A 13811-nucleotide genomic window follows, 5' to 3' on the forward strand; every position below is an offset into this window, starting at 1 on the left:
GTGCTCCGCATGAAAATATCGATTTTTGCGACCTGCTTGAGCGACACTCTTTTTCCACATGTCACGACGTCCATGGTGCGCCTGCTCGCGCGCTATGGGCTTGATTTGAATTTCCCGGAGAGTCAAACCTGCTGCGGACAGCCGGCGTACAACAGCGGTTATTGGGATGACGCGAAGAAAAGCGCGCGTTCCATTTTGGATGCGTTTACAGACAGTGATTTTGTGATTTCTCCCTCCGGCTCGTGCACGTATATGATCCATCATTACAGCAGTCTGTTCAAGGATGAACCGGAATATCTTCACAAAGCCAAGCTCCTTCAAGACAAAACGTATGAATTTACGCAATTTTTAGTCAACGTTCTCGGTATTACAGATGTAGGTGCGATCTTTCCTCATAAGGTAACGTATCATCCATCCTGTCATGGCAGCCGCCTGCTTGGCGTAAAAGAAGAGCCTATGCAGCTCATGAGCCAGGTCGCGGGTCTTGAGCTGGTGCCTCTGCCGTTCGCGGAGGACTGCTGCGGGTTCGGCGGCACATTTGCGGTCAAGATGGCCGATATTTCCGGAGCCATGGTCACGGAAAAAGGAGATCATGTCATTGAAACCGAGGCCGAGGTGCTGGTCGGTCTGGACATGGCCTGTCTGATGAACATCGCTGGACACCTTCGCTTCAGAGGGGAAAAGATTCGGGTGATGCACCTCGTTGAGCTGCTATACGAGGGGCTTGAGAAGCAGGAGGTGAAGCAGGCAATAGTTCAGCGCCTAAGGGTAGTGTGAAAAAGCGCTCGCGACTTGCCCTGGATAACGATTTCCTCCGCAGTGCCGTAAGGTTTACGACAGAGCGGCTGCGCAGCGGCAAGATTAAAGCCTCTGAAGAGCATGGCAATTGGGAGGCATGGCGGGAGCGCGGCAGGCAGATCCGGCTGCACACCATTGCTCACCTGGATTATTACTTGACCCAGTTCGCAGACAATGCCCGAGCGAACGGGGTGCATGTGCATTTTGCAGACAATGCGCAAGAGGCGGTGGAGCTCTCGCTTAGCATTGCGAAGCAAACCGCTGCGAGGTCAGTGGTTAAATCGAAATCGATGGTGTCTGAGGAGCTGCATTTGAATCGGGAACTGGAGTCCATCGGTGTAGAAGCGATCGAGACAGATCTCGGAGAGTACATTATCCAGCTGGCTAACGAAGCTCCATCTCACATTATTATTCCTGCCATTCATAAGAACCGATATCAGATCGCAGAGCTTCTATCCAAAGAAGCAGGTGAGACTCTTCCCCCTGAAACCTCCATTCTGGCCGGATTTGTCCGGAGCAAGCTGCGGGAAAGGTTTCTTGAGGCTGATATTGGCATGACAGGATGTAATTTTGCCATCGCCGAGACCGGTTCCATTGTGCTGTTTGAGAATGAAGGCAATGCGCGTATGGTAACTACGGTTCCGAAGACTCAGATCACCCTCATGGGAATGGAGCGGATCATTCCTTCCTGGAATGATCTTGAAGTCATGGCTACGCTGCTGCCCAGATCCGCGACCGGGCAGAAGCTGACGGTTTACATGTCAGGAATTACAGGTCCTAGACGCGCAGAAGATGGAGATGGACCGGATGAAATGCATATTATTATTCTGGATAATGGCCGCTCTCTGCAGCTCGGAGATCCGGAATTTCAGGAGCTGCTGAATTGTATCCGCTGCGGCGCCTGCCTGAATGCATGTCCGGTGTATCGCCAGATTGGTGGTCATGCTTATGGAGGCACTTACAGCGGCCCCATCGGAGCGGTTCTGACCCCTGCACTGAAAAAAAACGTCGCAGAGTGGGATGATATTGCGAATGCGTCCAGTCTCTGCGGTGCCTGCTACGAGGCTTGTCCTGTCAAGATTCCATTGCATGACATGCTTGTCTATTTACGAAGGCGCAAGGTAGAGGCGGGACGTGGCAGCAAGCTGGAGGCGATCGGAATGAAGGGCTTTGCCGCCGTCATGAACAATTCCAGGCGCTACCGTGCTGCAGTCCGGCTGGGACGGGTCGGGCAGAAGCTGGTGGTACGCTCAGGTGAGATAACTATTCAAGCGGGGCCATTGAAAGGGTGGAACACATACCGTGTCACGCCGGCGATTCCGGACCAATCGTTCAGGCAGCAGTGGCCCAATCTGAAGCAGGAGCTAGAGTCAGAGCATCAGAACATGCCGCAAGAGCTGGAGCAAAGACTTGCTTCAGAGCTGAAGAAGCGGCAGCGCGGAGGTGATGAGTCTTGAAGCAGAATCGATCCAGCTCGCACAATGTGAATGCCGATCAATCTGGTGCCGGGAGTCCGAATTCCCGAGAAGCTTGGCTAGCCGAGCTTCAGGCTGCCTCTCTTCTGAAACAGAAGTCATTTATGGAAGGCATTGCAGCCAGACTGAACAGACCGCGTATTCAATCCAAGCCGGAGCAGCCCTTTCGCGGAGCACCTGAATTCTGGAACTCCTTTCAATGGACCACGGAAGAACAGCTGCAGCAATTTACAGCCAATTTTCAGGCTGCAGGCGGACAGGCTGTACATCTAGCAACCTCGGCGGAAGCTGCGAATTTCATCGTAGGCCTTGCAGAAGAAATGAAGGCTACCCGCATATTAATGCATCATCAGCCTGGTCTTGATCGGTTAAGGCTCGCACAGCAGCTGCAGCATGCACAGGTTACAGTCTGGAATGACGAAGGGGACATCAATGGGATCGAGCATGCGGCGCGGGCTGAGATTGGGGTAATCGAAGCCGATCATGCCGTAGCCTATACAGGCTCGCTCGTTACTAAATCCTCGGCGCACCAGGGTCGATCCGTCAGTTTGCTGCCCGCAGTGTTAATTGCGATTATCCCTGTAAGCCGGCTCGTGACCAGGCTGGGCGAAGTTCTTGCGGAGCTGGACCGTGCGGGACGAGAGAAACTTCCGGCAGGTATTCATTTCATATCCGGGCCAAGCCGGTCGGCAGACATTGAGAACGATCTCACTATTGGTGTTCATGGTCCAGGCATTGTGTATGCCCTGCTCGTTGATCTGTGGTAAACAGTTGCTTCAATTATACCGATATATTCATCGTGCCGCATTTTTAGGTGCAAAGAGCGATTTTTTGGGTAATGACCAGATATGCTCTTTTCTTGTTGTGAACCTGCAGGCCGGCTGCCGGGTATAGGCAGGTCCGAAATAGGGTAAACATACAAAGACCATCATCCTAGTTCCTAGTGAGGTTACGCCATGAAATTATCACGTATGATTGATCAGCTGAAGCTAAAGCGCATAACTGGGGACCTTGAGATGGATATCAGCCAGATTGAGATCGATTCACGAAAAATAGAGCCGGGCGGCATGTTTATTTGCATTACCGGTTTTCAGCAGGACGGACATCAGTACGCGGAGGAGGCCATCCGCAACGGAGCGGCAGCCATTATGGCGGAGCGCTTCATTCCCGGTGTACCACCGGAAGTGAGTCTCGTCATCGTGCCTGACACCCGGCGTGCGCTGCCGATCATCGCCAATGCTTTTTATGACAATCCATCCTGTGGACTTCGCCTGATCGGCATTACCGGGACGAACGGCAAAACAACCACCGCCCATATGGTGGAGCATCTCCTCAATGCATCCGGTCGCAATGCGGGTAGTGTTGGCACCTTGAGTATGACCTATAAAGACATTCAGGAAGAAGCCGTGAACACAACGCCGGATCCATTGCGACTTCAGAAATTCTTAAGAACGATTGCGAATGCCGGTGCCGAGTACGCGGTCGTAGAGGTATCCTCTCATGGTCTGGATATGGGGAGAGTGCTGGGCTGTGGTTTTCAAACCGCTGCATTTACAAATCTCGCCCACGATCATCTGGACTATCATCATCATATGGACGAGTATCGAGGCTCTAAGGAGCTGCTGTTCTCAAGACTTGGCAATAGCGTAGACGATATGCAGAAAACCGCGGTGCTGAACGGAGACGATGCTGCATCCGCATACTATGCCAAAAGAACGGCCGCACAGGTGGTTACTTATGGCCTCGGTGAAGACTGTCATCTCCGCGGCATTCAGGTCGAAAGAGCCGAGCAAGGCACCAGGTTCACAATTCAGACCTACACGGGGGATCAGTACCCTGTAGTATTGAAGGTTCCAGGACTTCATAATGTGTACAATGCTCTTGCAGCGGCTGCGATCTGTTCATGCGAAGGGCTGTCCTGGGATGAGATTACCCGAGGGCTGCAATCCTTTACAGGGATATCCGGAAGATTTGAGGATGTATCGACGGGCCAAGACTTTAATATCACCATAGATTATGCCCACAATCCGGAAGGGCTGAAGGCTGCGCTGCTAACGGCTCGAGAGTGCACTTCAGGCAAAATTATTTGCGTCATGGGCTGTCGAGGTGAAAGAGACCGATTAAAGCGTCCCATCATGGCCGGTATTGCGGCTGATTTGGCAGATGGTGTTGTATTTACGTCAGACAATGTATACTCAGAGCAGATTGAAGATATCTTTCTCGATATGAGGCAGGGGCTGTCGGAGCAGCATTTGTCTAAGAGTGAATTTGTCGCGAACCGTCAGGATGCGATTCTTCAAGCCATTCATTCGGCGAATGCAGGCGATCGGATTCTGATTACCGGGCGTGGACACGAGAAATTCCTCTACACTTCTGACGGGTTGCAGCAGATGAGTGATGCCGACATTGTCCAGTCTCATATGGTGCGGGTGTAAATGTTAAATACTGCCGGAAATCCGGCAGTATTTTTATTTATCGAAACAGAGGAGGTTCAGCACATGAAAAAATCCTGGATATGGTTACTGTCCGCGGCGTTATTGTTCTCGTGCTCATCCAGTCCAGTACAGGATGAGTCATCCGGGGACCAGGAAGCCCCTGTGGATCAGCATTCTTCCGGCAGCCAAGCGCCGAAGCAGAATAGTGAGCAGGAAAGCTCCGACGGGTCGTACACGTACAGCGTAGTCGCAGAAGAATTGCAGATTCCATGGTCCATTGCGATCTCCGGGAAGGATATTTACATCAGTGAACGGGAAGGACAGATTGTATCGCTGAAGGATGGTCATCGGGAGCGTCTTCCGGTGGATACGAAGCAGCCTGTTAAGGCGCAGGGTGAAGGAGGGCTATTGGGCCTTGTGCTGGCCCCGGACTTTGCTAGCAGCCGATTAGCTTACGCTTATCACACGTACGAGGAAGGCGGCGAAATGAAGAATCGCGTCATACTCATTCGACAGGAGGAAGAGGCTTGGCAGGAGGTCGAGGCGTTCATTGAGGACATCCCGGGCTCTAATGTGCATAATGGCGGACGCATGAAATGGGGGCCCGATAAGAAGCTGTATTTGACTACCGGGGATGCAGGTGAAGGAGAGATGGCACAGAATGTCGAGAGCCTGGGCGGCAAAATATTACGTATGAACCCGGATGGCTCGATTCCGGAAGACAATCCTTTTCCGAACTCCTATGTGTATTCCTACGGACACCGCAATTCTCAAGGTCTTGCCTGGGATGCGGCAGGGCGCATGTTCAATTCCGAGCATGGTCCCAGCGGCCGTGTTGGCGGGCATGATGAGATAAACAGCATTGAGCCGGGCAGTAATTATGGCTGGCCGGATAACATCGGGGATGAGCAGCAGGAAGGGATGGTGCCTCCTTTGCTTCATACCGGCGAGGAAGCCATTGCCCCTTCGGGAACTCTTTATGAACAAGAGGATATGCTTCTGATTGCGGGTCTGAGGGGAGAAGCATTATACCGCTTTGATCTTGAAAAGAAGAAGCTGAACACTGTGCTGGACGGTGTCGGCAGAATTCGCGATGTACAGATGAGTGAGGATGGAGTCTACCTCATTACGAACAATACTGACGGACGCGGGACACCATCTCCAGGAGATGACCGCCTGCTGCTGCTTCAGCCAAAGCAAGAGCAGAAATGATTAAATATGCAGGAGCTGTTTAATGATAAAGGAGACCTGTCCAGGGCAGAATAAATCTTTTACAGGAAAGGAGCACATCTTATGTCAACCATATCACCTGAAAAGCTTCAGCAATGTATTGACGAGTGCCTGCGCTGCATGCAGGCATGCAATCGCTGCTACAGTGCCTGCCTGGAGGAAGAAGACCTGCAAATGATGAAGGAATGTATCCGAATGGATCGCGAATGTGCAGAGCTCTGCGCTTTTGCAGCTCAAGCAATGTCGATGAATAGCAGCTATATGAAGCAAATTTGTGAGGCCTGTGCTGAAATGTGCGAGGCTTGCGGAAACGAGTGCAGCAAGCACGAGCATGAGCACTGCCGTCAATGTGCGGAGGCCTGCTTCTCATGTGCCAAGGCCTGCCGGGAGATGGCGGCCTAACTAATACGCTATTATGAAGTCCTATAAACAGCCCTGAACACTTCCTAATGAATGTGTTTGGGGCTGTTTTTGTCATGCTCCAAGCCCTCACTGCAACCCATGACAAATTAGTTACAAAAATGATTGACAGCTTGTCCTGTGATGTACTACATTAAGGGAGAGAGTTACAAAAAATTCATTAATATGCCGAATTTCGATATAGAAAACGGGGGAACCACTGCCGGGTGAATTATTCTTGTTTGAGAGGGAATATAGGGGACCCTTAACCGAACCCTTAGCTAACTCCGTAGGCACCGAAGGGAGCACTATCTTTTGAAGAAGCTGCTATTGTCTGTATTAGGTTCTGCTTTAATCTTTTCATCGGGTGCGGTTACGGCATTCGCAGATCAGGGGCCGAAGCTTCAAGCTGAAGTGACTAAGCTTGTCGGAACCCCTTATAAGTGGGGCGGCACGACCGTAAGTGGATTTGACTGCTCCGGATTCATTTTGTACATATTCAGCAAGTATAATGTAGACCTGCCACGTACCTCCGCAGCCCAGGCTACCGTAGGTGTGAAGGTAGAGCGTGATGATTTAAGGCTTGGTGATCTGGTATTCTTCAATACGTCGGGCAGAGGCGTATCTCATGCCGGAGTCTACATTGGTAACGGTCAATTTGCGCATGCTTCCACCAGTAAAGGTGTAAGAATCAGCAAGCTGAGCGAGTCTTACTATGACAGCAAGTACGTGACTGCACGCCGGGTGATCGACCAGAAGGATTACATCCAGATGGTGGGCGAAATCAGCTAAGCAAGAGGTATTATGATTGGAATCAGGGGCCTGCGATGAACTTCGCAGGCTTTTTGTGTATCATGGAGATATGAAGGAGGGGGTGATTCCATGCTCAAGCGACTGAAGTCATATCTGAATCAACGCCGTAAGCCCGTTTCTAACCCTGAGCCGGAGCTCGTGATCACAACGGAGCGGGATGAAGAGCGCACCCTGCTTCTCATTAAATCCGGTGTGCAGAGGTCGGTAGAGCCGATCATCGGGGAGACCGTTCTTCAGATCGCGGAGATGCATCAGGTTGAATGGAGCTCCTTTTGCAAACGTGGAACCTGTGCGCGATGCCGCTGCATCATACTGGAAGGAGAGGAGCTGCTCTCCTCTCCGAACGAGGCTGAGGAGGCTCGGCTCGATCCGGAGGAGCTGGAGGAAGGCTACCGGTTAGGCTGCCAAGCCAAGGTGAAGCAGCCCGGAGATATGACGATTCGGCACACGCCTTATTTCTAGGAATAAGGAGAGCGCCAGATGCCGCATGCTATCTTGTATAACGGTTAGGAGGGAATGTGTATGACTCGAAACCTGCAAAAGGTGCCCTATGGATATGTCCCCCCTGTGGAGACAACCAAAGGCACACTGATCTATTATGATCCTTTTGAAGAAATCGGCAGAGAGCAAGGGCTGTCTCAAGCGGTACAGGTGAAGAGCGAGCAGGCATTTCAGCGGCTCGTGCTTTATCCACTCCATGAACAGACGATGAAACGAATGTATAAACGGGAGGGGACCTCCTTTTATAAAAGAGAAAACGCATTACAGGACTGGATTCAGGAGCAAAGCGTAGGTGATATCGAGCTGGACGCCTGGGAAGGCAAACGGAAAAAATACGTCCCGATCGAAGCCGCCCTCCGCCACCTGACCGAGAAGAATCCAGCTCCGTATTTTCTGCTGGTGTCTGGAGAAACAGCCAATGCCTTCGCCTCTTATCATGTGTTTCAGGAGTGGATTGTCAAGATTCGCTTGCTGCTTCTGGAGGAGCCCGCTTCACTTCATCCTCGGCTGCAGCAGTATGACAGCCGATGGAGCAGGATCACTTTATAATATCTACTGCCAAAAGTGATCGTTAGGCCGATTTCCGCGGAATTAGCCGGGTAGAAAGCATGATCGTTTCCACCGGTGCCCCCGGGCGATGCAGGCGCCGTTCCAGCGCTTCAATGGCCCGGGCACCCAGCTCTTCCTTGCTCAGCTGAATCGTTGTAAGTGGCGGAGCGGAGAGTGAAGCCCCCCACACATTATCTATGCCGATGACCCGGCAGTCCTCCGGAATGGAGTAGCCGTGTTTTTGCAAAGTCTCCATCCACTCCAGCGCGATATCATCGTTCGCCCCAATCCATCCGTCAGGACGCTCGTCCTCCGGGATCTGCTCCAGAGATTTCAGCACTTCATCTCCCCAATGACCTCTTTCGTAGGGCACCTGCCATTCCAGCAGAGTCGTGCCTTGCTGCAAAAAGTCACCACCCACACCTAATTGAACACCGATCCTTCGCTGCAAAAAGCTCGCCGAGCGTCCATCGTCGGTAATGAAGCCAATACGCCGACAATGCTGTGACTGGAGAAACGTAGAAGCTGTGGATCCGGCATTCACATCGTCATGGCGAACCGTATCACACTGCAGCAGCGGCTCCTGATGATCCACAAGGACTAAGGGAAGCTGGATATCTGCCATTCGCTGCAGCAGCGGATATGGAAAAGCCCCCATAACAATGATGCCAATGCATTGATCCCAATGGACATGAGGGGCAATGAGCTGCTCTGCCGGAACGTCTGCAGGCGACAGCTCCTGCGGCGGAGATACGATTGCATGCAGCCATCCTCGCTCCTCACAGGCTGCAAGCATGCCTGACAGAACCCGCTCCCAGTAATTCGGCTCGCCGCGGTTCTGCTGCTTCATGCAGATCAGCACGAAGGAAGCCTCCCGGTTGTCATCCGGCGATTCCTGGTTGTCAGGCTTAGCCATAGCTATTGAAGTGCGATAGCCTGATGCTCTGGCTAGCTCCAGCACCCGGCTGCGTGTCGCTTCACTGACGCCTGACTTACCGCTCAATGCTCTGGAAACGGCATATTTGGACAGGCCAAGCTGGTCGGCCAAGGTTTGAATCGATACTTTTCGTGACATATTCAATTCTCCTCTACGTTGATTCCTTGATTCCAATACTTCATGAAATCGCATTGACGTATAATACGCTCCGAAGTACACTAAAGGCTAATAACGTTATGATAGTTGATGATAACAAAAATAACAATATATAAAGAAGGCATTATATGCTTTATGCTCACTTCTTCAAGTCACGAAAGGACGGCAGCCTATGATTTACATCCAGCGGTTTATTCAGTTTTTGTCAGACAAGCAGTGGAGAGAAGGCATTGAGATTACGGAATGGAATATGCAAAAGGCTAAATACATCACGCCCGGGGTGTATGAAAGGTTGACGGAGCAGCCGGAGCTGACCTCCGTAAATCCGTTGAACAGCCAGCATGGGATTACGTATTTTCTAAGCAAGCAGGTGGAAATTCCGTCTCACTGGCAAGGTGCAGAGGCTGCTCTTGTATTTGAGGCGGGTGGAGAAGGTTTGTTAAAGGTGAATGGAGAGCCGTATCATGGTCTGGATCGTAACCATTGGTTTGTACCGCTGCCTGCGGCGAGGGTAGGGACTGCACCACAGCTGGACATCGAGCTGTATGATCCCATACCGGAGCCCGTAGATCCTTTAAATAAGCAGGCGGTGATTCAGCCTGTCATTTCAGGCATTACGAGCCGGCTGGTCTGGGTTAATGAACCGGTTCAGAACCTCCTGCATTCCGTGAAAGTTGCGTATGAAGCCTGCCGCTATCTCCCAGAGGAGGATTTGCGGCGTCTTCGCATTCACAAGCAGTTGACGCAGGTGATGGATGAATTGTATGGCGCTGCAGATGCAGTGCTGGCTGACGGGCAGCGCATCTCGGCGATTGAGTCCAAGCTCTTGGACAAGGTACGTCAAGAGAAGCCGGATGAGGGCTTGAATGGCGTCATGCATATGGTAGGACAATCCCATATTGATATTGCCTGGCTATGGCCGGTCCGGGAAACGGTACGCAAGGTCAGCCGGACCTTTTCCACGGTTACCACGCTGATGGAGAAATATCCGGACTTTAAATACAGTCAGAGCCAGCCTATTTTATACGCTTTTGTCAAAGAGCATTACCCGGAGCTGTATAGCAAAATCAAGTCGCTCATCGCGGAAGGCCGATGGGAGCTCGTCGGCGGAATGTGGGTTGAGCCGGATCTCAATATTCCAAACGGCGAGTCATTGGTGCGTCAAATGCTGCACGGCCAGCTATTTTATGAACAAGAGTTCGGGAAGCGTTCCGATATTGAGTGGCTGCCGGATACTTTCGGGTATTGTGCTTCACTTCCACAGCTGCTGAAGCAGGCGGGAGTACGCTACTTCATGACGACGAAGCTGGGCTGGAATGATACGAACAAATTTCCGTATGACTTGTTTTATTGGGTCGGTATCGATGGAACAGAGCTGCTTTCCTATCAGAATCATGGCGTGAATGAGCATACACTGCCCAAGGACATTCACGAGCACTGGCAGTCCTTTGGTCACAAGGATCAGCAGGATGAGCTGATGCTTCTGTATGGACATGGTGATGGCGGCGGCGGTGTGACTCATGAGATGGTAGAGTATGTGCGGCGCGGTGATCTGATGCCGGGGCAGCCGAAGGTACGCTTTGCGACGGCGGCAGATTTCTTCCAGAGTATCGAACAGAAGCAGCCTCAGCTGCCGAAGTGGCATGGCGATCTGTATTTGGAGCTGCACCGGGGCACATATACTACTCATGCCAAGAACAAGCGCTATAACCGTTATGCTGAGCGGCTGTATCGGGATGCCGAGCTCTGGGGAACCATGGCTTCACTGGATGTGGCTTCAGCCCTTCCCGCCCAGAACCTGGAGGAAGGATGGAAGCTGATTCTGCTGAATCAATTCCATGATATTATTCCGGGAACAGCCATACCGGAGGCATATGAAACGTCAACGGCGGAGTACGGGCGTATTTTTGAAATTGGAGAAGGGTCTTTGAAAAACTCGCTTGCGGCGATTACCGCTCAGGTAGATGTCTCTTCACGGGATGGAGGGGCATATGTCATCTATAACAGCCTGGGCTGGAGCCGTAACGAGACGATCGAAATTCAAGGCGGCGAAGAGCTGCGCCATGCTGCCGTTTATGATGCGCAGGGTCCCCTTATGTTTGATGTGAGCCAGGGTACGGGAGCGGGCGTAACCTTAACGATCCAGGTCAAAGAAATTCCGGGATTTGGATATAAGACAATCTGGGTCCAGCCGGCCGCTGTATCGGGCTCTGACCCGGCAATCGAAGCTGCTGCAATCCATGAGGATTTGGGAGAGGGGATAGATACCCCGTTTTACAAGCTGATCTTTAATGAACTAGGTGAAATTACCAGCTGGTATGATAAGCTCAGTAACCGGGAGCTTATCTCTGCAGGCTGCGTTGCAAATGAGCTGCAGCTATTCCATGACCGTCCAACCTACTGGGACGCGTGGGACATCGATCCCCGTTATGAAACGAAGCGGGCAGATCAAGTGACGCTGATTCAGAAAAAGGTATTGCTGAGAGGACGGGTCAAGCAAGTGCTCAGCTTCACCTGGAAATTGGGACAATCAGTCATCACCCAAGAAATGACCTTCTATGAAGATCGCAGACGGGTGGATTTTAAGACGCATGTGGATTGGAAAGAGGATCATAAGCTGCTGAAGGTCGCTTTTCCCGTAGATCTGGTGGCGTCCAAAGCAAGCTATGAGATTCCGTTTGGCGCACTGGAGCGCCCGACCCATCGCAACACCAGCTGGGAGCAGGCGCAATTCGAGGTGTGCGGCTACCGCTGGGCAGATGTGTCGGAGAACGGATTTGGAGTCAGCCTGCTGAACGACTGCAAATACGGCTATGACATCAAGGATGGGGTGATGCGCCTGTCCTTGCTGCGCGCGCCATCCTGGCCGGATGTTGCGGCTGACCGCGGAGAGCACGAGTTCACATACGCGCTGTACCCGCATGAAGGAAGCTGGAGTCAGGCTCATACAGTCCGAGAGGCTGCTGAGCTGAACACGCCGGTTCACATCGTTGAAGCCCTAAAAGAAGCCGCGGCTTCGACACCTGCACGGCCTGCTGAGCTATCCTGGCTGAAGCTGAGCAGCCGCCATGTGATCCTCGATACCGTAAAGCCGGCCGAGAAGGGCGAAGGCACCATCGTGCGGCTGTACGAATCCTCAGGAGGCCGGGAAACCGTGACCTTGAGCTGGCCTTACCCAGGCATCAGAGTCACTTCTGTCAATTTGCTGGAGGATGAGCTGGATCAACAGGCGCTGAAGGTGGAGGATGGCAGCATTACTCTGGATTGCAAGCCTTTTGAAGTAAAATCGATCAAAATACAATAAGATGCTCAAAAGACCCATGAAGATGTGCTTCATGGGTCTTTTGCTGTACTTGCCAGCTCATCCGCGGACCATCAATGCCTTTCATTTCGCTTGTCGTACGTGATTCGCGCTATCGCATCATGAAGGTGGATCGATTCCTCGTTCCTACACTCAACGGTAAAGGCTTGTACCTCTTCAATCTCATATAAATCGGCAGCCACAAGGCGAACCATATCTTCTACGAAGCGGGGATTCTCATAGGCGTGCTCCGTTACTTTTTTCTCATCCGGACGCTTTAAAATGGGGTGCAGGGCACTGCTGGCATTAGATTCCGCAGCATGCAGAAGCACGGTTTTCCAGTCAAAGCTAGGAGCCATCAAGGGGTCCACGACCACCGATAGGGTGACAACACCGCGCTGATTATGGGCGCTGTATTCACTAATTTCTTTGGAGCACGGACACAGTGTTGTAACAGCAACGCTCAAGCCCATGTTAGCGGTGAAAGGCTTTCCTTCCTCATAAATCACCTTCATGCTCACATCAGCATGACTTAATCCGCTCAAACCCGACACAGGTGCAGTCCGCTCGAAAAACCACGGGAAAGACACCGTGATCTCGGCATGATGGGCCTCCATATATTGGGACAGCTCCTCTAAAAACGTACATAGCAGCGAGAGTTCAGCCGTCAGACCTTTATGGCGATAGGCCTCCAAATGCTCTGTCAAACGGCTCATATTAATTCCTTTGGATTCCAGCTTGAGGCTTGTTGTTAGTTCAAGAGTCGCTATGCTTGTCTGTACAAAGGGAGCCAGGCTTGACTGGATTTGTATGGGATGGCGCACTCGACTGATGCCTACCTGATCGAGAGGAAACAAGTAATTATCTTTTTGATTCTGTAAATCAATCATATCCTCTTTAGTAGTAGGCTTATGACCTGGAGTAGGGTCTACCGAACCGAAAATAGTATGCCTCCGGCTCTTGTCCGGTAAAACAAAAGGGTGATTTGAGTTCATGGGCTTCTCCTTAGTATGATCTGTAGTAATCGTAATACTTACGAATTATTTTTTATTATAAATGAGAGTAGAAATAGATGTCAAAGCACCTTGCCATTGACGCGGAGGAGTGGAGTTGTTAAAATATTATTCGTAATTGTTACTATTAATAATCGTAATGTTTACGTATGAAATATAGCTGCCAGGATGTAGTTCGTAAGGCTCGTAAGGGGAAAGGTGGTT

Annotated in this window: 12 protein-coding genes and 1 riboswitch; of the genes, 10 read left to right on the forward strand and 2 right to left on the reverse strand. The window is 51.5% G+C overall.

Going from position 1 to position 13811, the window contains the following annotated elements:
- Positions 1 to 9 precede the first annotated feature (9 nt).
- The 9 genes from JJQ72_RS09840 to JJQ72_RS09880 all read left to right on the forward strand — a co-directional run bounded on the left by JJQ72_RS09840 (position 10) and on the right by JJQ72_RS09880 (position 8200).
- Positions 10 to 777 (forward strand): (Fe-S)-binding protein, encoded by a 768-nt coding sequence (locus JJQ72_RS09840; protein WP_208203525.1) that lies wholly within the window; start codon positions 10 to 12, stop codon positions 775 to 777.
- Positions 774 to 2255: a LutB/LldF family L-lactate oxidation iron-sulfur protein gene (locus JJQ72_RS09845; RefSeq protein ID WP_208203526.1), complete on the forward strand. Its 1482-nt coding sequence runs from the start codon at positions 774 to 776 to the stop codon at positions 2253 to 2255. The genes JJQ72_RS09840 and JJQ72_RS09845 overlap by 4 nt, the downstream gene beginning before the upstream one ends.
- A gap of 26 nt (positions 2256 to 2281) precedes the next feature.
- Positions 2282 to 3040: a LutC/YkgG family protein gene (locus JJQ72_RS09850; RefSeq protein WP_481856835.1), complete on the forward strand. Its 759-nt coding sequence runs from the start codon at positions 2282 to 2284 to the stop codon at positions 3038 to 3040.
- Positions 3041 to 3229: 189 nt separating this feature from the next.
- Positions 3230 to 4708: a UDP-N-acetylmuramoyl-L-alanyl-D-glutamate--2,6-diaminopimelate ligase gene (locus tag JJQ72_RS09855; RefSeq protein WP_208203527.1), complete on the forward strand. Its 1479-nt coding sequence runs from the start codon at positions 3230 to 3232 to the stop codon at positions 4706 to 4708.
- A 63-nt stretch (positions 4709 to 4771) separates the two neighbouring features.
- Entirely contained in the window at positions 4772 to 5920 is a 1149-nt protein-coding gene (locus JJQ72_RS09860) for a PQQ-dependent sugar dehydrogenase (protein WP_208203528.1), read from the forward strand.
- A gap of 81 nt (positions 5921 to 6001) precedes the next feature.
- Positions 6002 to 6340 (forward strand): four-helix bundle copper-binding protein, encoded by a 339-nt coding sequence (locus JJQ72_RS09865; RefSeq protein WP_175415278.1) that lies wholly within the window; start codon positions 6002 to 6004, stop codon positions 6338 to 6340.
- Between the two features lie 174 nt (positions 6341 to 6514).
- Positions 6515 to 6648, forward strand: a riboswitch (cyclic di-AMP (ydaO/yuaA leader).
- A gap of 4 nt (positions 6649 to 6652) precedes the next feature.
- Entirely contained in the window at positions 6653 to 7129 is a 477-nt protein-coding gene (locus tag JJQ72_RS09870; protein WP_138225953.1) for a C40 family peptidase, read from the forward strand.
- A 90-nt stretch (positions 7130 to 7219) separates the two neighbouring features.
- Entirely contained in the window at positions 7220 to 7612 is a 393-nt protein-coding gene (locus tag JJQ72_RS09875) for a 2Fe-2S iron-sulfur cluster-binding protein (protein ID WP_208203529.1), read from the forward strand.
- Between the two features lie 60 nt (positions 7613 to 7672).
- On the forward strand, positions 7673 to 8200 hold the full coding sequence (locus tag JJQ72_RS09880; RefSeq protein WP_208203530.1) for a hypothetical protein: 528 nt from the start codon (positions 7673 to 7675) through the stop codon (positions 8198 to 8200).
- Between the two features lie 22 nt (positions 8201 to 8222).
- On the opposite strand, the gene JJQ72_RS09885 is transcribed toward JJQ72_RS09880, so the two are convergent.
- The gene (locus JJQ72_RS09885; protein ID WP_208203531.1) at positions 8223 to 9275 is read right to left on the reverse strand and encodes a LacI family DNA-binding transcriptional regulator; all 1053 of its coding nucleotides are present in this window, start codon (positions 9273 to 9275) and stop codon (positions 8223 to 8225) included.
- Between the two features lie 190 nt (positions 9276 to 9465).
- Between JJQ72_RS09885 and JJQ72_RS09890 the strand changes: the two genes are divergently transcribed.
- On the forward strand, positions 9466 to 12597 hold the full coding sequence (locus JJQ72_RS09890; RefSeq protein WP_208203532.1) for an alpha-mannosidase: 3132 nt from the start codon (positions 9466 to 9468) through the stop codon (positions 12595 to 12597).
- A gap of 71 nt (positions 12598 to 12668) precedes the next feature.
- On the opposite strand, the gene folE2 is transcribed toward JJQ72_RS09890, so the two are convergent.
- Positions 12669 to 13589, reverse strand: coding sequence for a GTP cyclohydrolase FolE2 (folE2, locus tag JJQ72_RS09895; RefSeq protein ID WP_208203533.1), 921 nt, complete (start codon positions 13587 to 13589; stop codon positions 12669 to 12671).
- Positions 13590 to 13811: the final 222 nt, after the last annotated feature.

Source organism: Paenibacillus sp. F411 (assembly GCF_017582705.1).
GTDB lineage: Bacteria > Bacillota > Bacilli > Paenibacillales > Paenibacillaceae > Paenibacillus_AQ > Paenibacillus_AQ algicola.